Below are 24,426 nucleotides of genomic sequence, written 5' to 3'. Positions count from 1 at the left end.
AAAGCTGTTAATTGTATCTACAACAATTAACAGCTTTCCTTTAATATACATTATATTTTTACTATAAACACTATCTATACGATATATTTACATACTTCATCTGCAAACTCTGTAGTTGATGCTGAACCACCTAAATCCACAGTTAATTTACTTCCCTCAAGAAATACCTTCTCTAAAGCTGTTTCTATCTTTTGTGCATTTTCATACTCACCTAAGTATCTAAGCATCATTACTGATGATTGAATAAGTGCTGTAGGGTTAGCTTTATTTTGACCAGCTATTTGTGGCGCACTTCCATGAACAGCTTCAAATATAGCACAATCTTTACCAATATTTGCACTTGGAATTATACCTAGCCCTCCAACAAGACCAGCTCCTAAATCAGATAGTATATCCCCATAAAGATTTGGCATTACCATTACATCATAATTTTCTGGATTTAAAACTAAGTTCATAGCTGCTGCATCTACAATTAAATCATCATACTCTACATCATGTTTTGACGCTACTTCCCTAAATACATCTAAGAACAATCCATCAGACATTTTCATTATATTTGCCTTATGTATGGCTGTAACCTTTTTTCTCTTATTGTCTTTAACATAGTTACATGCAAAATCAACTATTCTTTCACTTGCACCTCTTGTTATTATCTTTATACTTTCAGCTGCATAGTCACCTATTTTATGCTCTATTCCAGCATACAAGTCTTCTGTATTTTCTCTTACAACTACTAAATCAACATCTTCATATCTTGATTTTATACCTTTAAAACTTTTAATCGGTCTTAAATTAACATACAAATCTAATGCCTGTCTTAAAGTTACATTTACACTTCTAAATCCTTTCCCTACAGGAGTAGTGATTGGACCTTTTATAGCTATTTTGTTCTTTTTTATACTATCTATAATATATTCAGGAAGAGGAGTACCATATTCTTCAATAACTGCCTCTCCTGCATTAACTTCTTCCCATTCTATCTCTACCCCAGTAGCTTCTACTACCTTTTTCATAGCTTTCGCAACTTCTGGTCCTATTCCATCTCCTGGTATAAGTGTCACTTTATACATTAAATATTCCCTCTTTTCATACTAATTAGCTTGATTTTTAGTGTAATTTAATTTTCCACCAGCTTTTAATACATCAACTTCTTTTGCTGATAATTCTACTTTAACTTTAAAAGAAGTTCTTTTAGTTGTGTTCTTAACTTCCAAGATTCCATTATCTAAATTATCCAAAATATTTGGTATCTCAAGATTATCTAAAAGAGATAAGTTTTCATAATCTTTCTCATCATAAAACTCCATTGGAATTATACCACTATTTATTAAATTAGCTTTATGGATTCTTGCAAAGCTCTTTACTATTACCCCTTTAACGCCTAAGTATAGTGGTGCTAAAGCTGCATGCTCTCTACTTGAACCTTGCCCATAATTATCTCCACCAACTATAAATCCACCACTATTGTCTTTTGCTCTTTGAGGAAACTCTGTATCTACAGTGTTGAAACAATAGTTTGCAAGATATGGTATATTACTTCTAAAAGGAAGTAACTTAGCATTTGATGGCATTATATGGTCAGTAGTTATATTATCTTCTGTCTTTAATATAATTTTTCCATCTATAGACTGACTTAGCTCTGTATTAAGAGGGAAAGGTTTTATATTAGGTCCTCTAACTACTTCTACATCACTACCTACATCAGCAGGTTTTATTATCATGCTATCATCTATCAAAAACTCATTTACATCTAAGTCTGTAAATTTAATATCAAATTCTCTTGGGTCTGTAAGTTCTCCTTTTATTGCACTTACTGCTGCTACTTCTGGGCTCACTAAGTACACTTGTGCTGATAGAGTTCCACTTCTTCCATAGAAGTTTCTATTGAAAGTTCTTAAAGACACAGAATCAGTACCTGGAGATTGCCCCATACCTATACATGGACCACAAGAATTTTCTAGTATTCTGGCTCCAGCACTTATTATATCTGCTAAAGCTCCATTTCTAGCAATCATCTCCATAACTTGTCTTGAACCTGGTGCTATTACCAAACTCACATTCTTATGCACCTTATTTCCTTTTAGAATTTGAGCAACTTTCATTAAGTCTTCATAAGAAGAATTTGTACAACTTCCTATCGCAACTTGGTCTATTTTAATTTTTCCTATATTTTCAACTTCATCTACATTGTCTGGACTATGAGGTTTCGCAGCTAATGGTTTTAATTCATCCAAGTTTATAGTAATCTCTTCATCATAAACTGCATCTTCATCTGATTTTAACTCTATCCATGCATCTTCTCTTCCTTGACTCTTGAAGAATTCTAGTGTTTTTTCATCACTTGGGAAGATTGAAGTAGTTGCTCCAAGTTCAGCTCCCATATTTGTTATTGTAGCTCTTTGTGGAACAGATAAACTTTTAACACCTTCTCCACCATACTCATAAACTTTACCTACTCCACCTTTTACAGTTTGTTTTCTTAACACTTCTAATATTATATCTTTTGAAGATACCATATTATTTAATTTTCCAACTAGATTTACTTTACAGACTTTTGGTGCTTTTATATAGTACGCTCCTCCTGCCATAGCTAAAGCAACATCTAATCCACCAGCTCCAATAGCCATCATGCCCACACCTCCAGCTGTAGGTGTGTGGCTATCAGAACCCAAAAGTGTATCTCCTGGTGTTGAAAATCTTTCTAAAAACACTTGGTGACAAATACCATTTCCTGGTTTAGAGAAATAAACTCCATATCTATCTGCCACTGTTTGTATATATTTATGGTCATCTGCATTTTCAAATCCTTGTTGTAACATATTATGGTCTACAAATGCTACACTTCTTTTAGTTTTTACTTTATCTATACCCATAGCTTCTAATTGAAGATATGTCATTGTTCCAGTAGAATCTTGTGTTAAAGTCTGGTCTATCTTTATACCAATTGAGTTTCCAGCAACAGCTTCTCCATCTACTATATGTTTTTTGATTATTTTATAAACTATATTATCTCCCATATTTTCCTCCTAAACAATTATACCTTAAATATATGAACCTCTAACTGCTTCTTCCTCTGTTGTTTCCTTCTCATGTGCTAGTATATCACAATATAATTGAAGAATTTCTTTATCCATTAAACTTCTTTTTAATCTTATTGATGTAGCTCTTATAGCATTTAATAGCTTGGTAGCGTTTTCTGGAGAAATATACATTTCATATTCACTCAACTTATTTATAACTGCAGCTCTTCCTGAATGTTTACCTATTACTATTTTTCTCTCAAGATTTACTTCACTTGGGTCAAATGGCTCATAGTTATGTGGGTCTTTTAAAGCTCCATCTGCATGTATACCAGATTCATGGATAAACATATTATCTCCAACTACTGGTTTCCATGTAGGAAGAATTCTTCCTGATGCCTGTGCAACATACTCACATATTCCTCTAAATTTTCTAGTATCTATATTATTTAAATCACATTTATAGACACACTTAAGAGCCATTAAAACTTCTTCTAATGCTGCATTTCCTGCTCTTTCACCTAATCCATTTACTGTAACTCCAACATAATTTGCTCCTGCTGCTATTCCTGCAAGTGCATTTGCAGTTGCCATTCCAAAGTCATTATGTGTATGCATTTCTATGTCAAAATTAGTTCTTTCATAAAGAGTCTCTATCGCATTCTTTATAGAAAAAGGATTCATAACTCCTACTGTATCACAATATCTAAATCTATCTGCCCCTGCTTGTTTTCCAACTTTTATAAATTCAGTTAAAAAGTCTATATCTGCTCTTGAAGCATCTTCTCCATTTACTGAAACATATAATCCATTTTGTTTTGCAAATTCAACTGTTTTAGCCATATTTTCTAAAACCCAACCTCTAGAAGTTCTCAATTTATTCTCTATATGAATGTCAGATACTGATATTGATATAGCTACTGCATCAACACCACAAGAAATAGATTCTTCTACATCTTTTATTACTGCTCTATTCCAAGCCATTATATCTGATTTTAAGTTTCTACTACATATGTGCTTTATTACGTTTTTTTCATCTCCACCCATAGTAGGTATACCAACTTCGATTTGGTCAACACCTAGGTCGCTTAACATTTCAGCAATCATTATTTTTTCTCTATTTGCAAATACAACCCCAGCTGTTTGCTCTCCATCTCTTAAAGTAGTATCTACTATTTTTATTTCCTTTGCTCTATCTTTTGATATAATGCACATATTAATGCCCCCCTTAGTATACTTTTAATTTTAAAAATATTCGATTTTATTTTTCATTGCTACCTCTAACTTATGATTATTTTTTTATTTTTTATTCATTTTAATTTCATTTGCAATTTATTTTTTTGCCTTTTCATATCTTGTAATCTATTATATTACTTTAAATCATTTATTGCACTATATTTTTTCTTTTTTGTGAAAACTTCTTAAAAATGAAAGTTATTATGTTTTTCTTGCATTTTAATTTAATTTTTAAATAGATTTATTTTCAAAAAACCTTTAAAAATAAACCTCTAAAATTCCTCCTAAAATTTAATTTAATCTACATTTTATTTTAAGGTATCTTCATATATTTCTAAACTATATAAATAATAATCAAAAAAATTACTAAAAATACTTATAAATATGATATTATTAATTGATTAATAAAAAAAGAAAATTTTTCATGAAAGGTAAGATAATAATGGATTTTAAAAGCTTAGGGATTAGTGAAAATACAATAAATATTCTAGGAAAATCAGGAATAATAACACCTACACCTATACAAAACGAAAGTATCAAATTGATAAAAGAAGGAAAAGATGTAATAGCAGAAGCTCAAACTGGTACAGGAAAAACACTTGCTTTTTTGCTTCCGATATTTGAAAACATATCATTAGATATAAATGATATACAAGTGCTTATACTTTCTCCTACAAGAGAACTAGCTATTCAAATAACAGAAGAAGCAATAAAACTTAAAGAGTCTAAAGATGTAAATATCCTAGCTGCCTACGGAGGAAAGGATATTGGTTCTCAAATAAAGAAATTAAAAGGAAATATTCATATGATTATAGCTACACCAGGTAGACTTTTAGACCATCTAAATAGAAAAACGATTGACCTTAGTAAGTTAAAAACTTTTGTTTTAGATGAAGCAGACCAAATGTTACTTATGGGATTTAAAAATGAAGTTGAAGCTATTTTAAAAGAAACTTCAAACAAAAAGCAAACATTATGTTTTTCTGCAACTATGAATTCTCAAGTAAAAAAATTAGCTTATAGATATACAAAAAATCCAGTTATAGTTTCTATCCAAAAAGAAGAAATTACTCTTAATAATATAAAACAAGAAGTAGTGGAAACTACAGATAGAAAAAAATTGGATGCCCTGTGTAAAGTTTTAGATGAAGATAATCCTTTTATGGCTATAATATTTTGTAGAACTAAAAGAAGAGTTGACAATCTTGAAGAAGCTCTCGCTATAAGAGGATACAATTGTCAAAAACTGCATAGTGATATTGCTCAGTCAAAACGAGAAAGAATAATGAAATCATTTAGAAATTTAGATATACAATACTTGATAGCTACAGATGTGGCTTCTCGTGGTCTTGATATATCTGGAGTAAGTCATATATATAATTACGACTTACCAGAAACATCTGAAGACTATATTCATCGTATTGGTAGAACTGGTAGAGCTGGTGAGGAAGGCTATACATGTGCTTTTATTGACCCTAAAAATGAACGAATGTTAAGTGAAATAGAGACAGCTATTGAATCTAAAATTAGTAGAAGAATTATAGAATTGTAATTTATAAACTAATTAAAATTCCAATAGTATATAAACACTATAATCTACAGAAAGTAGGTATTACCTTTTCTTTATTATAATACTATTTTACATTGAATAAAAAAGCTGTAACCTTTATGATTACAGCTTTTCCTGTCTGTTCTTAGTTTTATATTACCTGTTTCAAAGTTGTTTAATATTAAGCTTTGCAAATAATCTCAATAAATATATTATGTTCATTATATCTGCCAAATTTTAATTTATCAATTTATTTTTTAACCCTATTTTATCATATCTAAATAGTAATATACTCTATTTTTATTTGACTATATTTTCTTCTTATTAATTAAATTATCTCTTTTATTTAAAGTACTACTCATTTTATAAATTTTCAATATTTTCGTTTAATTCGGCTGGCCATTTAGCCTCTGGATGTTCCTTTGCAAATTTCTTATTCTTATAATGCCCTAATGTAAGGAAAGGAATTACTATAGTAAATAGACCAAGATAACCACAATATCCATATCCATATTTAACGATATTACTTAATCCTGTAAGTGATATAAGCATTGACACTACCATTATTGCACACGCCGTAAATACCCTTCTTTTCATTTTTGAGGAAAGGAAAGAAAGAGCTTTATGGTCTTCAAATCTATTTACAAGACCAAATATAGTAGTTACTCCTGTAGACATCAAACAAAGGAATAATGCCACATTATAAATTATATATATAGTATGATTTCCAGATTGACCTGCTACATAAAGAGTAGGAAGTGTTGTTTGCCCAGCAGCAATAATTTCTTTATACCAACCCATTAACATAGTTACAGCAAGCCCTAATGCAACTGCATTCATAATAAATGAAATTACCATTGCCTTAGTAGCCTCTTTTGAATTCTTAAGAAGTGGTCTTGAACATCCTGCAAGTGTAGGTATAACAACTGATTGAAATCCTGCATAAATAAAAGTATTTAGTATTGGCTTAATATAGCCAGGTGTAAAGCTCGTTCTATTTGATAATATTCCAGTTATTTCTGGCACCTTAGCTTTTATACCTACTATAAAAATAGTAAGTGTGCATACTAATATAGCTATGGTCATTGCTGTAGCAGCTTTAGATACAAGCATAGCTCCAAATATAGTAAATACAAGAAGTACAATCCCAATAATAAATACAGCTATAAAGTAATTCACCCCTATACTTTGGAATACTGCTGCTGCACCCGCTATTACAGCACTTACAGCTATTAAAACCATAAGATAATAATATATTTCCCATATTATTTCAAGTTTTGGATATGGACTCCAAAGCTCACAAAATAAATCCTTATAATTCCTACAATCATTATTATTATACATTATAATAACTTCTCTCATGGTAGCAGTAAGTATAATCATTGCTAAAACTGCCATGAATGGTGCTGTCCATCCATACTGCACATAATACTGAGTTTCTTGGTTACCGGTTGCAAATCCCCCTCCTGCATGCGAACTAAAAAGAACGCTTGCAACTCCAAAAATAGCTAGCATAGAGCCAGTTACTTTTGCTTTCTTTACATTTTTTTGCATGAAACCATCCTCCCCTAAAAATGATAATGAAAGTTTATATTTTAACACTTTCTTGATAAAACAATAACATTTTTGTTTGTTAAATTCAACCAGCTATTTTTAATAAAATTATATTTTTAACTCCTTTTTCCTTATATATTAAATATTTTAAACATATTCATTTTATTTTTTAGCTTTTTTTAAATCTATTTTGTTTTTTACTTTTATGAAATTTCTTTCTTAATGTTAAATTTTATACAAAATATTGTTTATTATTAAATAATTATTATTAAATAATTATTTAATAATACTTATAATATATGAATTTTGCTATAGTATCATATTTATTGGAATTATTAAGCCTAATAATAATCAATGTAATTTTTTTAACAGTGCATGTATAAATAAATAAACTTGCTTTATTTATTCTATCATTATTAATACATGATAAAATTGTTTATTAATGAAAATATTTTCTCGTTAAAAATAATTTTTTTATAATATTTCATGTAATACTACATTAATTTTTTTTAAAATAAATATAATAAAAAGGAGTTATCTCAAAATTGATTTTTTTCTAATCAAATTTTAACTTAAACTCCTTTTAAATATCATCTCAAATCTTATACACTTATAGTCAGCCCTACTCCAACTTCATTTACACTTAGTATTTCATTCATCTTAGCTTTTACCTTAAAAGAAACACAATGACAAGGGTACAACATTCTTATTCTTTCTTTATCTAAATATTTGATTGTGCTATCTAGTCTATTATCCAATTCAAAAAGATGAAAACCACCTAATATACCAATAATTCTGTCATCTTCACATACCTTTTTAGCATACTCCACTATATTACAAATTCCACTATGAGAACATCCTGTAATAATAAAAAGCCCTTTATCCGTTTTACAAGCTATGGCAGAATCATCTAAAACATAATCATCTTCCCATAAGTCTCCTGCTTTATATTTGCCCATTTTAGCTCTTTTTTCAAAATTATGTATAGAAGGTATTTCACCTAAAAATATACAGTTCTCACTTATATTAAAAGGTTTCTCTTGAGGATTATACATGAAAATTTGTTTAATTTCATCAACAGAAAACGGAGCACCTATATTCTCCTCGCCTTCTTTTTTAGTTATAAAACAATTAGGATGTGCGACAAGTTCAACCTTAGACAAATCATATTTATTTTTCAGATACTTTACACCTTTTGTATGGTCATTATGTCCATGAGAAAAAGCAATATGAGTTAAATTGCTTAAATCTATATCTAGTTTTTCGGCATTTGATATAAATATATCTGAATATCCCGCATCAAATAAAATCCTATTTCCATCAATTTCAATATAATAGCTTACTGCTGGTTCTCCAACAAAGTACCTATCAATATATGTATTATTATCAGCGAGAACTTGTATCTTTAACCTTTCCATGATAATCACTCCTTAAATTATTATTTAGTTTAATAGTACGATATTATAAAATATTTTACAATTTAATATCTTTAATTTTCACAATAAAAGGAGAACTTTACAAAGTAAAATTCTCCTTTCATAAACTGTCTTCACTATTTATTTTTACAAATATTTATCAATAAATAGCCCCAAACTTAAAATCTATACATGTTGTATATTTGTATAATTTGATATTTCAGAGTTAACTGTATACAAATCATCAATACTTAAATCATGTATATCCTTATGACCAGAAACTCTAGCAAAAGTCTTAAGTTCTTCTAAACTCACATTTAAGAAGTTTGCCACTCTGTTAGCACTATTTTCTATATGTAATCTTTTTCTTAATCCCTCATCTTGAGTAGCTACCCCCACAGGGCACTTACCAGAACCACATATACGATACTGTTGACATGCCGCTGCCATAAGAGCAGAACTTGCAATGGCAATTGCATCAGCTCCCATAGCTATTGCCTTAGCAAAATCAGTAGATATACGAAGTCCACCTGTTATAACTAAGTCTATATCTAATTCATGTGTATCTATATATTTTCTAGCACGGTGAAGAGCAAATATTGTTGGGATTGAAGTTGCATCTTTAAGCAATTTTGGACTTGCTCCAGTAGCTCCACCACGACCATCAATAGTCACAAAATCAGGCTTAGCATAAGCTATAAATTCCATATCTTTTTCAATATGTCCTGCTGAAATTTTAACACCAATTGGGCGACCTTCTGAAACTTCTCTAAGCTCATCTACAAGTTTCTTTAAATCTTCTTTAGACTGTATTTCTTCAAAACAAGATGGACTTATTACATCTTGACCTACAGGCTTATTTCTCACCTTTGCTATTTCTTCAGTAACTTTTTCACCAGGAAGATGGCCTCCCATACCAGGTTTTGTACCTTGACCAATTTTTATCTCTATGGCATCAGAATTTCTAAGGTTTTCTTCAGTAACACTGTACTTGTTTGGTACATATTCAAAAATATACTTGTATGAAGCTTCTTTTTCTTCTGGCAGTATACCACCTTCTCCACTACACATAGCTGTCTTATTTTTAGCTGCACCCTTTGCTAAAGCTATTTTTAACTCTTTAGATAAAGCTCCAAATGACATGTGAGAAATATAAACTGGATTTTCTATAACCATAGGTTTTTTTGCTCTTTTTCCTATTATTGTTGTTGTATTTACTTCATCATGTTCATTTAAAGGTAATGGATTTAATTGAGCACCCATAATTAAAATATCATCCCAAGAAATTACTGGAAGTTTAGTTCTCATAGGTTCTATTATAGACTTTCCTGTAACAGCCATTTCGTGAATTATATCCATATGTTTCTCAACTTCATCATCTCTTCTTAAATATGTATTTAGGTAATTTAAATCACCTGCTTTTTCACTAGTTACTTTAGCTTCCTCATTGCTTTCATCTTCTGCTTCCTTTTCATCTTCCTCATAGTAAACAGTACTTATTTTTCCAAAATAACTGCGACCTTTTGTACATACAGGGCATTCCCAGTCTTCACTTAATTCATCCCATGTTTTATCATTTTTAGATTCATCGTAAATATATCCACAAACACTACATTTATAAATTGACATATTATTTTCTCCTTATGTTATATTGACATTAAATATAATTAAAACTTGAATTTATATAAATTTATAGGAGGCTATTTGTATAAAATACATTTATAGCCTCCTCTTTAATTCACTTTATTTAAATATTACAGTTCAGCCTTCCATAATCCATGTAAATTACAGTAAGCATATGCAGAAATTACTTTATCATCATCATTCAAAGCAAATTTAACTACAGGTTCTCCATCTACTGCTAGACATTTACGTTGACCACCTTGCTCAGTCATAAGATATACCCATGCTATATGATGCTCTTTAGTCATCGGATGAGCAACACTACTTATTTTAACAGTAACAATATTTCCTTCTACTTCAATAACAGGTACATGTTTTTCAACTGCTGCATCTGTTGTATTAGGAACAAGTTCCTTCATAGGCTTTCCACAACAGAAAACAGGTACACCACTATTTTGTATCATTCCTATAAGGTTTCCACAAGTCTCACATATAAAAAATTTTTGTTCACTACACATAAACTCACCTCATTAATTATTTTTTAGAATTTGAAAGCTTAGCCTACTTGACTACACTTTTCACAGTTATTACAAATCCCTTTAAAACTTATGTTATAAGATGTTATTTTTATGTCTGTTTCATCTGCTATTGATTCTTTTAAATTATTAAGAACTTCAGATTCTAAGTCGTACACCTCTCCACATACTTCACATATTATATGATAGTGATTATCCATTCTACCATCAAATCTATCTGGATTTCCTGGAATACTAACCTTTCTTATAAAGCCATGTTCTGTTAGCTGGGCTAAATTTCTATACACAGTTCCTAAGCTTAAATTTGGATTATCTTTTTTTAAATTTTCATATAGATAATCCGCAGTAGGGTGAACCGGATTATTTAATATTTCATTTAAAATCAGTTCTCTTTGTTTAGAAAATTTCATAGTTAACATTCCTTTTTAATTATAATAATTTTTAATAGTTTTCAGCTTTTATATTGAAGTATGCCTTTGGATGATCACATACTGGGCATTTTTCTGGTGCTTCAGTACCTACATACACATGACCACAGTTTTGACATTGCCAAACAACCTCTTCTTCTCTTTTAAAGATTTTTCCTTCATTTAAGTTTTCTAAAAGTTTTAAGTATCTTTCTTCATGCTCTTTTTCTATTTTTCCAACAGCTTCAAATAAATAAGCTATCTTATCAAATCCTTCTTCTTTAGCTTCTTTAGCAAATTTTGCATACATGTCAGTCCATTCATAGTTTTCACCTGCTGCTGCATCTTTTAAATTTTCCTCTGTTGAAGGCATTCCATCGTGTAAAAGTTTAAACCATAACTTAGCATGTTCTTTTTCATTGTTAGCAGTTTCCTCAAATATAGCAGCTATTTGATTATAGCCTTCTTTTTTAGCTTTTGAAGCATAGTATGTATATTTGTTTCTTGCTTCTGATTCTCCTGCAAATCCTGCCATTAAATTTTTTTCTGTTTTAGTTCCTTTTAAGTTCATAATTAATTCCTCCCTTTTCAATAATAGTAATGATTACTATTTCTATATTTATATAATATATCAATTTCCACTTTTTGTCAACTATATATAATATTCTTTTTTTTATTTAAATATTCTTATTTTCAGATATTTTATTTAAAGCATGTATTTTAGAATATACTTAATATAATATATAAACACACATGACAGTCTCCTCTCTTGCTACTATACCTATCGCAAGTATTAAAATAATCGTGATTTAATAAATACAAAAAGAAACGACAGATTGAAAAATCAAAACTGTCGCTTCTTGGACACATGGATATATATACTGTATGACAGATTTTTTCTTTGTCACCATCTGTCAGCTTAAGTAAAAGAAATACCATTTATGTTATTTGTGAGAATTCTTTTTATGTTTTGTCCCTTTTTTCTTAGATACGGTCATAACTTTATCGTAATTGGGCGTAAATGCAAGTAGAATAGCTGTCAGAATTAGAATTACTGCCAAAGTTATAACGCCAATAAGAGGCTGATAAATAGTACTAGTACCATTGTCATATCCAATGAGACCAAGACCTGCCGTAATCGGATAAAAGTCTGTGAGATTTCTTCCTGCAACAAACACACCACAGAATCCATACACAAATGCAATCCCTACGCCTGTCATAAAGGCATTTTGTTTACGGCTAAAATAAACAATAATCGGCAAAACAGCAATATAACAACACAGATTAACAACTAAAATCTGAGCTAAGGATTTTACGACAAGTGTAATGGATATATCTATATTGCAAAATATTAATCCAAAAATAACTGTGCATAAGAAGCTGAAAAGACTTAGCAATACAGTAAGACTTCCAGCCATAATTAATTTTCCCACTAATAATTTGCGTAATGAAACGGGGGCAGTCAAGATGTTCTTTAAGGTTTGGTCTGTATATTCGCGGTTAATAAGATAGCCTCCAATGAGCGTAATTCCAAATGGAAAAGTAAGGCTGAAATTGTTCCAGATGACCCCATTTGCAAAACTCTCATACGTTAGAGGGTCGCTTCCGTTGGAACTAACAATTTGAAAAACCGCCAGTAATACCGAAAACAGAACAGCAACAACACCAACCCATAGAATATTGTATCGCTTTATTTTTTGAAATTCCGTAGTAATTATATCAATCATAGATACCTCCTAATTCTCTTGCTTCTTATATATCACACAGATTAGCAGAGTTGCCATAATTGCTATTAAGCATAAAATGCCTACACATGCATGGGTTGATAGTAGATATGGCTGTCTAAGTGCTGTATATTCACCAGTTGGATCTCCCCAAGATGCCATCCACCAGCGCATAATAATGGGCGCAGGTAATATGCTTAATAGCGGGTTATTTGGTTCAAAATTAATAAGATTTAAGGATATACCAAAATTGAAAATAGTATATACAAAAGAAAGTATAATGGAAAAAATATAGCTACGATTGAAATATACAATGAGTACTACAACAGGAAGTGCAGTAATAAAAAACATAGCTCCAAAAGTAATGCTCATTCCTAATTTTATAGCAATCCCCTCTACTGTTCCAACAATGAAACCTCCAACGATAGTAGCACCTAACCCGACAACAGAGTAGCAAAGTGATATCATCATAAGCACAGCCAATTTTGCCAGAGCCAGTTTTCCTCTTGGCACTGGCACTGTTGCGAGATTTTTTAATACGTCGTTATCTCTTTCTGTGAAAAATAGTTGACTGGCAACAATACTCAATACAATTGGTAGTAACAAAAAATATCCAAAATTGATAACTAATTTGAACAATTGCTCAAATGGCAAGTTGTCCTTTGCAATCAAGACAGTTGCAGGAATTGGGAATAAGCAAGCACCTAAAATAGAAGTCAAGATAAATTTTAATCGCTTGATTTTTGAAAATTCACATAAAATTAGATCAAGCAATTCCTTCACCCCCTGTTACTTTTTTAAAGTAATCTTCAAGAGTATCCTCACACAAATGAGATTCAGATACATCAATGTTGTTTTGAATAAAAGCACGATTTATTGATGCAACCGAAACATCTGTATCATAAAGCATAATATTGTGATTATCTGCTACTTTGAAATTTTTCATGTTAAGTTGAATTTCCAAAAGCCTTGCTGCCTGTGCTGCATCAGATACAGCAAAATGTATGTATTTATTGTTTTTTTCTTCCAGTTGGGCAATACTTTCTTCCTCCAACAAAATGCCATGGTCAATAATGCCTATGTCATCTGCCAACAAGGAAATTTCAGAAAGAATGTGACTGGATATCAAAATGGTTTTACCTCGTTCTGTGCAGAGGTCACGAATAAACTTTCTTACTTCTGCAATACCAATAGGGTCAAGTCCATTGATAGGCTCATCCAAAATCAGCAGTTCTGGGTCATGCATAATGGCGAGAGCAATCGCCAGCCTCTGTTTCATACCAAGAGAATATTGAGAAAATAACTTTTTATCATTGTTAGGTAAACCGACTACTTCCAGTGCTGATTCCACTGCATTTTTTTTTGGTATCCCCCTAAGCCTTGCAAAGATTTTGAGATTTTCTGTCCCTGTAAGATTAGGATAAAAACCTGGTGATTCAATCAAACATCCAATTCGAGGAAGAAGTTTCTTTTCGTTCTTCTGAATATCTTGACCAAAGATTTTAATTTCGCCAGTGGTTGGTTTTGTTAGACCTAACAGCATTTTCATAGTGGTCGTTTTACCAGCACCGTTTCTTCCCAGCAAGCCGTAAATGCGACCTTTCTGAACGTGAATATTCAAATTAGAAACACTCTTTTGAGTGCCATACTGTTTAGTTAGATTTTTTGTTTCAACAATTAAATTATTCATAGATAATAAAAGCCTCCTTTGTTTATCAAAGTAATCATACCACTTCAATCTTGCATTAACCTTACAACAACCTTGTATTAACCTTGCAACTTTAGAACTTACAAAAAATCCCCATGTGGACACATGCCACATGGGGAAAAATAACGTTATATTAATGGTAGTCTCACTGTAAATACGGTGTACTTTCCAATTTCGCTTTCTACTGAAATCTTACCACTCATTCGCTCCACCATCTGACTGACGATAGATAAGCCAAGACCACTGCCTTTTTCTGAACGACCCTTGTCACACTTGTACAGTCTCTCAAAAATGTGATGTAAATTTTCTTTGGCAATCCCAACACCATTATCCTCAACACAGAATAATACCATTTTGGAATCCTCACTCATGGTAATCTTGATTTGACTAGCCTGACTGTGATCAAGAACATTCTGAACCAGATTATTCACCACACGTGAATATCCATCTGAATCAAGATTTACCATGAGTTGCTTTTCTGGGATATCAATTTCAAAATCCAGTTTCTTTTCATAGAATATGGGAATCCAGTCTTTCAGAATATTCCGTGACAGCTCTGCAATTTCCATAGATTCTATTGATAGTGTAAATTCATCAGAGTTCAACCGGAACCAGTCAAAAAGAACATCAATATAATCCTTGAGGTCGTAAGCTCTGCGCCGAGCAATTTCAATATATTCCTCACGTTCATTCCCGATGACGATGCCACTGTGTGCGGCATCCAGATAGCCAATCAAAGTTGTTAATGGTGTACGAACATCATGAGATAGGCTGGTCATGAGTTGCTTACTAGCTTTATCCGCCTTTTTCAGAGAAATCAGCTTATTTTCATAGTCGTATACAATCTCATTAAACTGATAAACCAATGGAGCCATAACATCACGTGGCTTAACTAGTACCTTGCGATTTTCATTTCCACTTTGTACATCAGCAAGTGTTTCTTCTATATCTTTTAGTCTACGCCTAATATTCCCAAGCTTGGAAAAAGCGAATATAGAAAGTAGAAGTAGACCAATTGACAACAAGAGCAATAGGAAAATTATCGTTTGCGAATCCATTTTCATACCTCCATGTTGAATTGATACCCAATACCTTTTACTGTTTGTAAATATACGGGTGATGACGGGTCTAGTTCAATTTTTTTTCGCAGACGACTTATAATAGCCATGATATTGCTGTCATCATAGACATATGGTTCACCCCACACTGCTTCATAAATCTGCTGTTTCGTCAAAATCTTCCCCTGATGCCTTGCACAGAAAAGAAGTACACCAAACTCCTTCGGTGGAAGCAACATAGGTTCTCCATTGGTAATTACTGTATGCTGGTCAAGATTAATCAACAAGCCTTTAAAAGAGAGTTGCTGTGGTTCTTCATTCTTTGGATTAAAACGGGTATAGCGTCGGATTAAAGACAGGACACGAGCAGTAAATTCGGCAATCTCAAATGGCTTGGTCAGATAGTCATCTGCACCAGCTCGCAAGCCATGCACTTTACTGTAATTATCGCTTTTTGATGTCAGCATTAAGATGGGAATACTGCTGTATTTTCGTATTTGTTCCATAGTTTCAAAACCATCCATACCTGGCATCATCACATCGAGAACCACTAACTGATAGTCTTGTTTTGAAAGTTCAGTAAGTCCATCTTTCCCAGAATGACAATAGTTAGCTTCAATCTGTTCAATGGAAATACTCTTTTTTAGCAAAATACAAAGATCTTTATCATCATCTATAATTAAAACTTTATTCATATAAATCCCCCTTTCTACATCTATTGGTAGGCTTTTTTATCTCTCTAGGGATTAGCCATACTGTAGCATCTTGATAGCACTTAGGATGCACCCCACAACATGGTATTAATCTATCCATATGAGGAGTTATACCTCATTTTTCACTCACTTATTTAAGTGTAATTCATATTTATACTTCTAACACCCATTAGTATATTTCATCATCTTGAAAAAATCAAGCGTATTATAAGTGTGTTTGAACAAAGCAAACACAATAATCCATCTACTATAAACATATAAAGCACAGACGTATAAATGTCGAAGATATAATGATATAAAAATTCAAAAAGGGAGTTGATCTTAAAATTTGATTAGAAAAAAATCAATCTTGAGACAACTCCCTTAAATAATTCTATTATTCAGATTTAAAGTTTAGTTAATCTTTAGTTTTTTATAAAATTACTAACATATTAAGATATTCTAACTATTTTCATCTAATTCTCCTAAAATCTTATGAATATGAATCATCAAATACAATTCTTCTTGTCTTGGTAATTCTCTAGAGTACTCCTTATATATATAAGCTCCTATTTTTTTTACACATTCATATTCTTCCTTACAATTTTTTTGAACTTGCTCATATATAAAATCTATTTTTTCTTTTGATGGTTCGTTAGCTAGAAATCTTTGTGAAAAAGCCTTTAGATGCATTACAAATCTCCTATAATAAAATGACTCTTTATTATATACAATAGAAAAGTGATAATGAACTATTTGTAAAATAGCATTTACAATTTTAGTACTTCTCTTATTTCTATCACTATAAGGATTATCTTGTTGTGCATTTATAAAATGACCTGCTATATTACCAATTTCCTCTTCTGGTAGCTCTAAGCCAAGAACCTCCTTAAAAGCAGTAATCGCATATCTTCCTATATCATATTCTTTTGGGTTAAACTCCTTAATTTCAAACAAATAGTGATTCTCAATCATTATACCTTCTTTAAAACGTCTCACTGCAAAGGCTATGTGGTCAGTTAAAGCCAAATATATATGGTTCATAAGTTTTAAGTTATATTTTTCTATTCCATATGTGATTATCATTTGAGCTATACCAAAATATTCTGCATCTATTTCTGATGCAAGTTGTATGATACTCTTTTTTATATTTTCATCATGAAGAACAAAAGTTTTTTCTATATCTTCTTTATTTAACTCAGACCCAACCTTATAATTGTGACCAATACCTTTCCCCATCAATATTATTTCTTCGTCATTATCATCCTTTGCAAGTAGCAATGAATTGTTCAATACCTTTGTAATATACATACTAAAACCCTCAATATATGTTTATGTTTATTTTGTTATTCCATTGTTCTCTATAACTTCTTTATACCAATAAAAACTATCTTTCTTTATTCTTTTTAAATCTAAAACTTCATGGTCTGTTCTGTTTATATAAACAAGTCCATAACGTTTATTGAAACCTTGTGAAGAACTTAAAAGGTCTGTAAATGACCATGGACAATATCCTATCATCTCTACACCATCTTCAATAGCTAATTTACATGCATTTATATGACTTCTTAGATAATCTATACGATAGTCATCATGAATTTGTCCTTCTTCTAGTATATCTTTTGCTCCAAGCCCATTTTCTGTTATTATAACAGGTAAGTGGTACCTTTGCCAATATTCGTTTAGAGCTCCTCTAAGACCTGATGGGTCTATTGCTGCTCCATATTCTGAAGCATTTAGATTAGGATTCATCGACATTTTAAATAATCCATACATACTAAAATCAACAGTTCCTTCTCTTAATCCAAATGGATGTTGTGAATCCTCATATAAAGCTTCTGCACAGTTTGTTCTATAGTAATTTACAGCTATAAAATCCATTTTAGATTTTTTAAGTATTTCTTTATCCCCCTCTTCCATATGAGGAATTATATTTCTTTTTTCAAGATAATTCATATAATACCCTGGATATTCTCCATAATGATGCATATCAAGCATATAGTACACTTTGAAGTTATCATTCATTCTAGCGGCATACACATCTTCTGGTTTAGATGTAAGAGGATATGTTACAGATGATGATACAGCTGCTCCAATTTTACTTTCTTCTATCATTTCATGGCATGCATTAACTGCTAAGGCATGTGCTAAACAAAGATTATAATCCATCTGAGCTCGCATCTTATCTATCTTCCATGAGTCTGTTTCATCATATATATTAATTCTCTCCTCCACTCTAACAATTAGATTCTGTTCATTATGTGGTTGCCAATACTTTACTCTATCTCCAAAATACTTAAAACATATTTTAGCAAATCTTTCAAAAGCATAGACAGTCTCTCTACTTTCCCACCCATTATATTTCTCTACTAGTACAAATGGAAGGTCAAAATGGTATAAAGTTACGAATGGCTCAATATCACATTCTATTAATTTATCTATTATCTTGTTATAAAAATCTATACCTTTTTGATTTATCTCTCCTTCACCATCTGGAATTATTCTTGCCCATGAAATTGAAAAACGATAGGTCTTCATCCCTAACTCTTTCATTAGTTCAATATCTTCTTCATAATTATGATAAAAATCCGATGCTATTTTAGTATCTGCTTGTAAATGAGATTTTTTAAAAGAATTGTAGTCAGCTACGGTTTTTCCTTTATTGTCTTCATTCCAAGCTCCTTCTACTTGAAATGCAGAAGATGATGCTCCCCATAAAAAGTTTTTTGGAAATCCTGTATTCATAAATATTTCTCCTTTTACATTAATTATTTTCTTCTTTAATTCATTGCAATAAGTTCACTTTTTGAATATACTTGCCTGATTATTTATTTTTTACTTATTTCTAGTTAAATTAACTTAGTTATTAGCTAATACCAATGAAATTATATTATCATTAGTTGAAACATAACTAGGTTTGCAAGAAATTACTTGTCCAAAATCAAACGTATTATTTACTATAACTGGTGTAGTTACATCATAACCAGCCTTTTTTATTTTATCTATATCGAAGGATATAAGTTTATCACCTTTCTTAACTAAATCTCCTTGATTAACGTGTTTTGTAAAATATTTACCATTTAATTCTACTGTATTAATTCCAACATGTATTAACATCTCTGCTCCATTATCCAGTTTTAATCCTATCGCATGTAATGTTGGAAATAAAGAGGCTACTTCACAGTCAGTAGGTGCTGTTATTACTCCTTTTTTAGGTAATACAGCTATCCCTTCTCCCATAGCTTTTGATGCAAATACATCATCCTTTACTTCTGACAACTCTATACATTCTCCCTCAACAGGTGAAGTTATATCAATAACGCCATCTTTTGTTTCTACTTTTATAACTGAATTTTCTTCTTTAGAAGATTCTTCTAAATCTTCAAACCCTACTAGATAAGTTGAAATAGCTGAACCAAAAAACGCTATAGCACAACCACCTAAATAACTTAAAAAACCTAATGCCCCTGCCTCAGCATATACAGGTATAGTTAAAACACCTTGGTTTGCAAATGCATTACCATAAGCTCCACCCATTCCCATTATGGCACCTCCAATTGCACCACATATTACAGCACATACCATAGGTTTTTTCAATCTAAGATTAGCACCATATATTGCAGGTTCAGTTATACCAAATAGAGCTGTTATAGTTGCAGACATAGAGATTGTTTTTAAACCTTGGTTTTTTGTTTTAAAAAATACCCCTAGAGCAGCTCCTGCTTGTGAAAAGTTAGCAGCTCCTGCAAATGCCAATAAATTTTGTCTTCCTGTCTGAGCTACATCACTTATACCTATTGGTAACAGTGCTCTATGTGCTCCAAATATAACTAAAACACACCATAATCCTCCTACAAATGCTCCACACAATGCAGGGCTTAGTTCATAAATATACTTGTAAGAAAAGTTTATGATATTTCCTATATAGATACCAATTGGTCCAAATAAAAATAATGTTGCAGGTAACATTATAACTAATGATAATGTAGGAACCATTATTATTTTTATTACTTCAGGAATATACTTTTCTAATACTTTTTCAACATATGAAAGAGCCCATATAGCAATAATTATTGGAATAACAGATGATGTATATGTAGCTTTGGTTACCACCAACCCTAAAAATCTAACAGTCTCTTCACCTGCCATCAAAGTCGTAAAAGCTGGATAGCAAAGTGTGGCTCCTAGTACCATTGATATTATTTTATTTGCATTGAACACTTTAGCCGCAGTATATCCTAGTATAATTGGCATAAAGTAGAATATAGAATCAGCCATAGCATTTAAAATGATATAACTTTGAGTTTCTTTTATATCTACCCCATGTTTATTCATATAATACATGGCAAGAACTGATAAAATACCTTTAATCATACCAACACCTGCTATAGCAGGTATTGTAGGTGTAAATATACCAGCTACTGCAGATAATATAGAATTTATTATACCTTGTTTTTCTTCATTTTCATTTTTTTTACTTACTTCATTTGATTGAGGCACCATTTTTATAACCTCATCATACACTTTTTTTACTTTATTACCAATTACAACTTGTATTTGACCCATACTCTCAACAACAGTTATTACTCCTTCAGTTTTGGATAACTTATCTTTATTCACTTTAGAAGAACTTTTAACCTTAAATCTGAGTCTTGTCATACAATGAGTCACTTCATTTATATTCTCTTTTCCTCCTACGTTTAGTAGAATTTCTTGAGCTATATTTTTATAATCCATAAAAAAATCCTCCATTTTCAATTATAGGCTTTTTGTTTTATGGCCATTTAAACAAAAAAAACGAACCAAATAAATAGATTATACCCATAGTACTCTATAGATAATCTATAAAAATTGATTCGATCTTGCCTGCATTACCAGTAACACGTCTACTGTTATAATATTCAAATTTGTTAATTTAATAGTAACACAAGCGTTTTCTTAATTCAACTATAAAATATAATTTTTTAGTAAATAATAATTATATATTTAATTTATTTTTTTCAATAGAAAGTACTTGATTAAAATTTTTAAATGGTATATTATTTGCATTATAAAAATACCATTCGGAGGATAATATGAAAAAAACATCTAATCAAGAACTACTTTTACTTACTATTGTTGCATTTTTCTGGTTTTCGCAATATGTATACATACCTTTCCAAAATCCATATTTAAGTGCCTGTAATGTATCTACAAATATGATTGGCATAATAATAGGTGCCTATGGAGTTTCACAATGTTTGCTAAGACTTCCTGTTGGAGTCTTTGCTGATAATATAAATAAACACAAAATATTTATATTATCAGGAATTTTTTTTGCTGGTTTAGCATCTCTTATAAGAATCTTTTCTCCTGGAGGCAATGGTTTTCTTATAGCTAATATTTTATCTGGAATATCATCATCAACTTGGATTTCTTACATGGTTCATTACACCAACTTTTTTTCTGTAGAACATCAACAAAAAGCTACGAGTATGATAATATTAGTAAACAATCTAGGAATGTTAATTGGATTTGTTATGAGTACTTTATTTTATGAAAGGTTAGGAATGACAACTTTATGTATCATGAGTGTCTTATCTTCAGTTATTGGCACAATTCTAGCTTTAAATATAAAAGAACATAATTTAAATAATATACACAAAAAAACATCAATTAAAAACCATTTATCTATATGTATGGATAAAAGACTTATATTTTTTTCTTTTATGGCATTGATTCAACAAGGTATTCAAATGTCCACAACAATGTCGTTTACTACTCAAATTCTTAAAAATTTAGGCTCTAGCTCTACCCTTATAGGCTTATCTTCCATATTTTACATGCTGTGTGCTGTTGCTTCTTCTGGCTTTGCTTCTACTAAATTTTGCACCAAATATGGACCAAAATTTTGGATTCCTTTAGTATTTCTTTTAATTTCAGCCTATTGCTTTTTAGTTCCAACAATAAAAAATATTACCATAGTATTTAGCTTACAATTGCTACCAGGTATATCTACAGGTATACTTCTTTCTTACCTTACTAGTGAGTCTATGAAAAACGTACCAAAACATCAGAAATCTACTGCAATGGGTTTTTTTCAAGCAATTTATGCTATAGGAATGTCTATATTTCCAATGCTAGTTGGTAAAATATCAGATTATATTTCAATTCAATATGGCTATTTTACCTTAGCTATTATAGCTATAATAGCTTCTATATTATCTTATACATATTATAAAAAAGTAGATTTAACTCTTAACTATGATATAATACAATCATAAAAAAATTATATGTTTAGGAGTTTTTATGAAAAACTTAAATGCCACTGAAAAAATTATTGATTATATTAAATTAAATATTCTAAATGGAACTTTTAAAATTAATAGTAAATTGCCCAGTGAGAGAAAGATTGCTGACCTGTTTAATATAAGCAGAATCCCTGTAAGAAATGCTATAGATATACTTTGTAAAGAAGGAATACTTAGGGCTGTACCTTACTCAAGTCCTGTAGTTGAAGGATTTAAAAAAATTGACCTGTTTGATGATAATGAAGTATATAAAAATCACAATATACAAGAATTTTACGTTGAATCTTTAAGAGCAAGACAACTTATAGAAAGTGAAGCTACAAGATTGGCAATTTTAAATGCTACTACTAAAGAACTTCAAAAAATAAGACATGCTTATTTGAAGTCAGTAGAAGAACTAGATAAGGTTTCTCAAGGTTTTATAGAAGAATGTTATGATGCTGACTTACAATTTCATAAGGAAATAATATTGGCTTCTCATAATCCAATTTTTATAAAATATTATGAGTTAATACCTAAAACAATTTCTTCTAACCAATACTTTGGGTTTAAATATAGAAATTCTCTACAGGATATGATTAGTCATCATAACGAGATAATGATGGCATTTGATAATAAAGACTCTGACTTAGGTTATACAGCAATGTACAATCATTTGGAAGATGTCATTCAGTTATTTCAACATGATTAAACTTCTACTTTATCTTAAATCTATTTATAATAAAAAAATCTCAAATTTAAATAAATTGGGATTTTTTTATTATAAAATACGTAAAAAGGCGTCGCCCTATTCTTAGCACGACACCCACGATTAATTTAAGTCTATTAAAATTTCACTTACTATAGATTTTGCATCTTCTATTATATACTTTGGGTCAACTTCATAAAATTCTCTATCTATAAATCTGTCAATCTTATCTATACTTTCTATAGAATCACTTGTAACAAATAATACAATAGATGCATCTTCTATATCATAAATTGAAAGTTCATTTTTTATATTATCATTCTCTTGAATTTCATAAACTAAATCAAATCCTAAATCATTTGCAGCTTCCTTAAGAGAATTTAAACTTCTTTCACTTTCACAAACTGCTACTATCTTTTTATTCATATTTCAAATACCTCACTAATTCTACTCCGGTACAATCATTACTATACATTTGGCTTGTTTAACCACACTTGCTGTTACTGAACCTATCATTCTTGTAAGACCTTTTTTAGTAGATTTTGTCATAACTATAATATCTACATTATCTTCTTTTGCTTTTCTAATTATCTCATCTCCTGGATATCCAAAAGTAAAGTGTACTTTAACATCATACTCACCCATTATCTCTGCTGCTTTATCCAGGATTCTTCTTCCTAAGTTCTCAGAATTCTTTATTTCTTCAGCCAGGGATATGCCATCAATAAATACTAGTTCTTTTACATTCATTATCTCTACTTCGACTTCATCTTTTTTGAATATTCCTTGTATAAATTCCAAAGAATGCATACTTCTCTCTGTCCCATCAATTGGTACTAATATTTTCTTTCTATTCATGTCACATCTTCCTTTCTTACTTTAGAATAATTAAGTAAAATATATATTCTAAGTTATAAAATATATAA

At 30.7% G+C, this 24,426-nt stretch carries 23 protein-coding genes; 3 read left to right on the top strand and 20 right to left on the bottom strand.

From position 1 onward, the window contains the following. Positions 1 to 74: 74 nt before the first annotated feature. From ACTG48_RS04785 to nifV, 3 genes are read right to left on the bottom strand one after another with little or no spacing between them, the layout of a single operon-like run. Positions 75 to 1,070, bottom strand: coding sequence for an isocitrate/isopropylmalate dehydrogenase family protein (locus ACTG48_RS04785; RefSeq protein WP_021383587.1), 996 nt, complete (start codon positions 1,068 to 1,070; stop codon positions 75 to 77). A gap of 21 nt (positions 1,071 to 1,091) precedes the next feature. Beyond that, positions 1,092 to 3,017, bottom strand: a complete 1,926-nt coding sequence (locus ACTG48_RS04780) for an aconitate hydratase (protein WP_479918262.1) — start codon at positions 3,015 to 3,017, stop codon at positions 1,092 to 1,094. A 24-nt stretch (positions 3,018 to 3,041) separates the two neighbouring features. Then, positions 3,042 to 4,235: a homocitrate synthase gene (gene nifV / locus ACTG48_RS04775; RefSeq protein ID WP_021383551.1), complete on the bottom strand. Its 1,194-nt coding sequence runs from the start codon at positions 4,233 to 4,235 to the stop codon at positions 3,042 to 3,044. A gap of 445 nt (positions 4,236 to 4,680) precedes the next feature. Here nifV and ACTG48_RS04770 point away from each other — a divergent pair, with 445 nt between their 5' ends. Further along, positions 4,681 to 5,808, top strand: a complete 1,128-nt coding sequence (locus tag ACTG48_RS04770; RefSeq protein ID WP_234781095.1) for a DEAD/DEAH box helicase — start codon at positions 4,681 to 4,683, stop codon at positions 5,806 to 5,808. A 360-nt stretch (positions 5,809 to 6,168) separates the two neighbouring features. Here the strand turns inward: ACTG48_RS04770 and ACTG48_RS04765 are convergent, their stop codons facing one another. From ACTG48_RS04765 to ACTG48_RS04695, 15 genes are all read right to left on the bottom strand, one after another. Continuing rightward, positions 6,169 to 7,359 (bottom strand): YkvI family membrane protein, encoded by a 1,191-nt coding sequence (locus ACTG48_RS04765; RefSeq protein WP_021383591.1) that lies wholly within the window; start codon positions 7,357 to 7,359, stop codon positions 6,169 to 6,171. 602 nt (positions 7,360 to 7,961) lie between these two features. After that, complete coding sequence (locus ACTG48_RS04760) at positions 7,962 to 8,777, bottom strand: MBL fold metallo-hydrolase (protein ID WP_021383566.1); 816 nt, start codon at positions 8,775 to 8,777, stop codon at positions 7,962 to 7,964. 183 nt (positions 8,778 to 8,960) lie between these two features. Further along, positions 8,961 to 10,403: a glutamate synthase-related protein gene (locus ACTG48_RS04755; RefSeq protein ID WP_021383583.1), complete on the bottom strand. Its 1,443-nt coding sequence runs from the start codon at positions 10,401 to 10,403 to the stop codon at positions 8,961 to 8,963. Between the two features lie 125 nt (positions 10,404 to 10,528). Then, entirely contained in the window at positions 10,529 to 10,915 is a 387-nt protein-coding gene (locus ACTG48_RS04750) for a desulfoferrodoxin family protein (RefSeq protein ID WP_021383667.1), read from the bottom strand. 38 nt (positions 10,916 to 10,953) lie between these two features. Further along, positions 10,954 to 11,343, bottom strand: coding sequence for a Fur family transcriptional regulator (locus tag ACTG48_RS04745; RefSeq protein ID WP_021383669.1), 390 nt, complete (start codon positions 11,341 to 11,343; stop codon positions 10,954 to 10,956). Between the two features lie 31 nt (positions 11,344 to 11,374). Continuing rightward, positions 11,375 to 11,911, bottom strand: a complete 537-nt coding sequence (gene rbr / locus ACTG48_RS04740) for a rubrerythrin (RefSeq protein WP_021383568.1) — start codon at positions 11,909 to 11,911, stop codon at positions 11,375 to 11,377. 373 nt (positions 11,912 to 12,284) lie between these two features. After that, positions 12,285 to 13,067, bottom strand: coding sequence for an ABC transporter permease (locus ACTG48_RS04735; RefSeq protein WP_479918261.1), 783 nt, complete (start codon positions 13,065 to 13,067; stop codon positions 12,285 to 12,287). 9 nt (positions 13,068 to 13,076) lie between these two features. After that, positions 13,077 to 13,847 carry an ABC transporter permease gene (locus tag ACTG48_RS04730; RefSeq protein ID WP_202594854.1) on the bottom strand — a complete coding sequence of 257 codons (771 nt, stop codon included), beginning with the start codon at positions 13,845 to 13,847 and terminating at the stop codon, positions 13,077 to 13,079. Next, complete coding sequence (locus ACTG48_RS04725) at positions 13,831 to 14,754, bottom strand: ABC transporter ATP-binding protein (RefSeq protein ID WP_021383673.1); 924 nt, start codon at positions 14,752 to 14,754, stop codon at positions 13,831 to 13,833. The genes ACTG48_RS04730 and ACTG48_RS04725 overlap by 17 nt, the downstream gene beginning before the upstream one ends. 146 nt (positions 14,755 to 14,900) lie before the next feature. After that, a complete protein-coding gene (locus tag ACTG48_RS04720) occupies positions 14,901 to 15,830 on the bottom strand; it encodes a sensor histidine kinase (protein ID WP_479918260.1) in 930 nt (309 codons plus the stop codon). A 2-nt stretch (positions 15,831 to 15,832) separates the two neighbouring features. Next, the gene (locus ACTG48_RS04715; RefSeq protein ID WP_021383665.1) at positions 15,833 to 16,525 is read right to left on the bottom strand and encodes a response regulator transcription factor; all 693 of its coding nucleotides are present in this window, start codon (positions 16,523 to 16,525) and stop codon (positions 15,833 to 15,835) included. Further along, positions 16,518 to 16,643: a hypothetical protein gene (locus ACTG48_RS04710; protein ID WP_021383660.1), complete on the bottom strand. Its 126-nt coding sequence runs from the start codon at positions 16,641 to 16,643 to the stop codon at positions 16,518 to 16,520. The genes ACTG48_RS04715 and ACTG48_RS04710 overlap by 8 nt, the downstream gene beginning before the upstream one ends. Positions 16,644 to 16,984: 341 nt before the next feature. Beyond that, entirely contained in the window at positions 16,985 to 17,833 is an 849-nt protein-coding gene (locus tag ACTG48_RS04705; RefSeq protein ID WP_021383556.1) for a PRD domain-containing protein, read from the bottom strand. Between the two features lie 27 nt (positions 17,834 to 17,860). Next, positions 17,861 to 19,267 carry a glycoside hydrolase family 1 protein gene (locus ACTG48_RS04700; protein WP_479918259.1) on the bottom strand — a complete coding sequence of 469 codons (1,407 nt, stop codon included), beginning with the start codon at positions 19,265 to 19,267 and terminating at the stop codon, positions 17,861 to 17,863. 114 nt (positions 19,268 to 19,381) lie between these two features. After that, the gene (locus ACTG48_RS04695; protein ID WP_479918258.1) at positions 19,382 to 21,259 is read right to left on the bottom strand and encodes a beta-glucoside-specific PTS transporter subunit IIABC; all 1,878 of its coding nucleotides are present in this window, start codon (positions 21,257 to 21,259) and stop codon (positions 19,382 to 19,384) included. A gap of 338 nt (positions 21,260 to 21,597) precedes the next feature. Between ACTG48_RS04695 and ACTG48_RS04690 the strand changes: the two genes are divergently transcribed. Further along, a complete protein-coding gene (locus tag ACTG48_RS04690) occupies positions 21,598 to 22,785 on the top strand; it encodes an MFS transporter (protein WP_479918257.1) in 1,188 nt (395 codons plus the stop codon). 25 nt (positions 22,786 to 22,810) lie between these two features. Next, the gene (locus tag ACTG48_RS04685) at positions 22,811 to 23,503 is read left to right on the top strand and encodes a FadR/GntR family transcriptional regulator (RefSeq protein WP_479918256.1); all 693 of its coding nucleotides are present in this window, start codon (positions 22,811 to 22,813) and stop codon (positions 23,501 to 23,503) included. A gap of 120 nt (positions 23,504 to 23,623) precedes the next feature. Here ACTG48_RS04685 and ACTG48_RS04680 read toward each other — a convergent pair whose 3' ends face one another. Continuing rightward, on the bottom strand, positions 23,624 to 23,926 hold the full coding sequence (locus ACTG48_RS04680) for a PTS Lactose/Cellobiose specific IIB subunit (RefSeq protein WP_021383628.1): 303 nt from the start codon (positions 23,924 to 23,926) through the stop codon (positions 23,624 to 23,626). Between the two features lie 21 nt (positions 23,927 to 23,947). Further along, positions 23,948 to 24,358: a universal stress protein gene (locus ACTG48_RS04675; protein WP_021383594.1), complete on the bottom strand. Its 411-nt coding sequence runs from the start codon at positions 24,356 to 24,358 to the stop codon at positions 23,948 to 23,950. Positions 24,359 to 24,426 lie beyond the last annotated feature (68 nt).

It is taken from the genome of Clostridioides sp. LIBA-6822, assembly GCF_056688955.1.
Note: the sequence above shows the minus strand (reverse complement) of the source record. Positions and strands in the feature narration are given on the sequence as shown.

Coding starts and splice junctions, on each gene's coding strand:
- ACTG48_RS04765 (WP_021383591.1), bottom strand. CDS start 7,359: ATGCAAAAAAATGTAAAGAAAGCAAAAGTAACTGGCTCTATGCTAGCT.
- ACTG48_RS04745 (WP_021383669.1), bottom strand. CDS start 11,343: ATGAAATTTTCTAAACAAAGAGAACTGATTTTAAATGAAATATTAAAT.
- ACTG48_RS04785 (WP_021383587.1), bottom strand. CDS start 1,070: ATGTATAAAGTGACACTTATACCAGGAGATGGAATAGGACCAGAAGTT.
- ACTG48_RS04780 (WP_479918262.1), bottom strand. CDS start 3,017: ATGGGAGATAATATAGTTTATAAAATAATCAAAAAACATATAGTAGAT.
- ACTG48_RS04755 (WP_021383583.1), bottom strand. CDS start 10,403: ATGTCAATTTATAAATGTAGTGTTTGTGGATATATTTACGATGAATCT.
- ACTG48_RS04705 (WP_021383556.1), bottom strand. CDS start 17,833: ATGTATATTACAAAGGTATTGAACAATTCATTGCTACTTGCAAAGGAT.
- ACTG48_RS04675 (WP_021383594.1), bottom strand. CDS start 24,358: ATGAATAGAAAGAAAATATTAGTACCAATTGATGGGACAGAGAGAAGT.
- ACTG48_RS04700 (WP_479918259.1), bottom strand. CDS start 19,267: ATGAATACAGGATTTCCAAAAAACTTTTTATGGGGAGCATCATCTTCT.
- ACTG48_RS04715 (WP_021383665.1), bottom strand. CDS start 16,525: ATGAATAAAGTTTTAATTATAGATGATGATAAAGATCTTTGTATTTTG.
- ACTG48_RS04695 (WP_479918258.1), bottom strand. CDS start 21,259: ATGGATTATAAAAATATAGCTCAAGAAATTCTACTAAACGTAGGAGGA.
- rbr (WP_021383568.1), bottom strand. CDS start 11,911: ATGAACTTAAAAGGAACTAAAACAGAAAAAAATTTAATGGCAGGATTT.
- ACTG48_RS04690 (WP_479918257.1), top strand. CDS start 21,598: ATGAAAAAAACATCTAATCAAGAACTACTTTTACTTACTATTGTTGCA.
- ACTG48_RS04735 (WP_479918261.1), bottom strand. CDS start 13,067: ATGATTGATATAATTACTACGGAATTTCAAAAAATAAAGCGATACAAT.
- ACTG48_RS04725 (WP_021383673.1), bottom strand. CDS start 14,754: ATGAATAATTTAATTGTTGAAACAAAAAATCTAACTAAACAGTATGGC.
- ACTG48_RS04710 (WP_021383660.1), bottom strand. CDS start 16,643: ATGGATAGATTAATACCATGTTGTGGGGTGCATCCTAAGTGCTATCAA.
- ACTG48_RS04760 (WP_021383566.1), bottom strand. CDS start 8,777: ATGGAAAGGTTAAAGATACAAGTTCTCGCTGATAATAATACATATATT.
- ACTG48_RS04770 (WP_234781095.1), top strand. CDS start 4,681: ATGAAAGGTAAGATAATAATGGATTTTAAAAGCTTAGGGATTAGTGAA.
- ACTG48_RS04750 (WP_021383667.1), bottom strand. CDS start 10,915: ATGTGTAGTGAACAAAAATTTTTTATATGTGAGACTTGTGGAAACCTT.
- ACTG48_RS04720 (WP_479918260.1), bottom strand. CDS start 15,830: ATGGATTCGCAAACGATAATTTTCCTATTGCTCTTGTTGTCAATTGGT.
- nifV (WP_021383551.1), bottom strand. CDS start 4,235: ATGTGCATTATATCAAAAGATAGAGCAAAGGAAATAAAAATAGTAGAT.
- ACTG48_RS04680 (WP_021383628.1), bottom strand. CDS start 23,926: ATGAATAAAAAGATAGTAGCAGTTTGTGAAAGTGAAAGAAGTTTAAAT.
- ACTG48_RS04685 (WP_479918256.1), top strand. CDS start 22,811: ATGAAAAACTTAAATGCCACTGAAAAAATTATTGATTATATTAAATTA.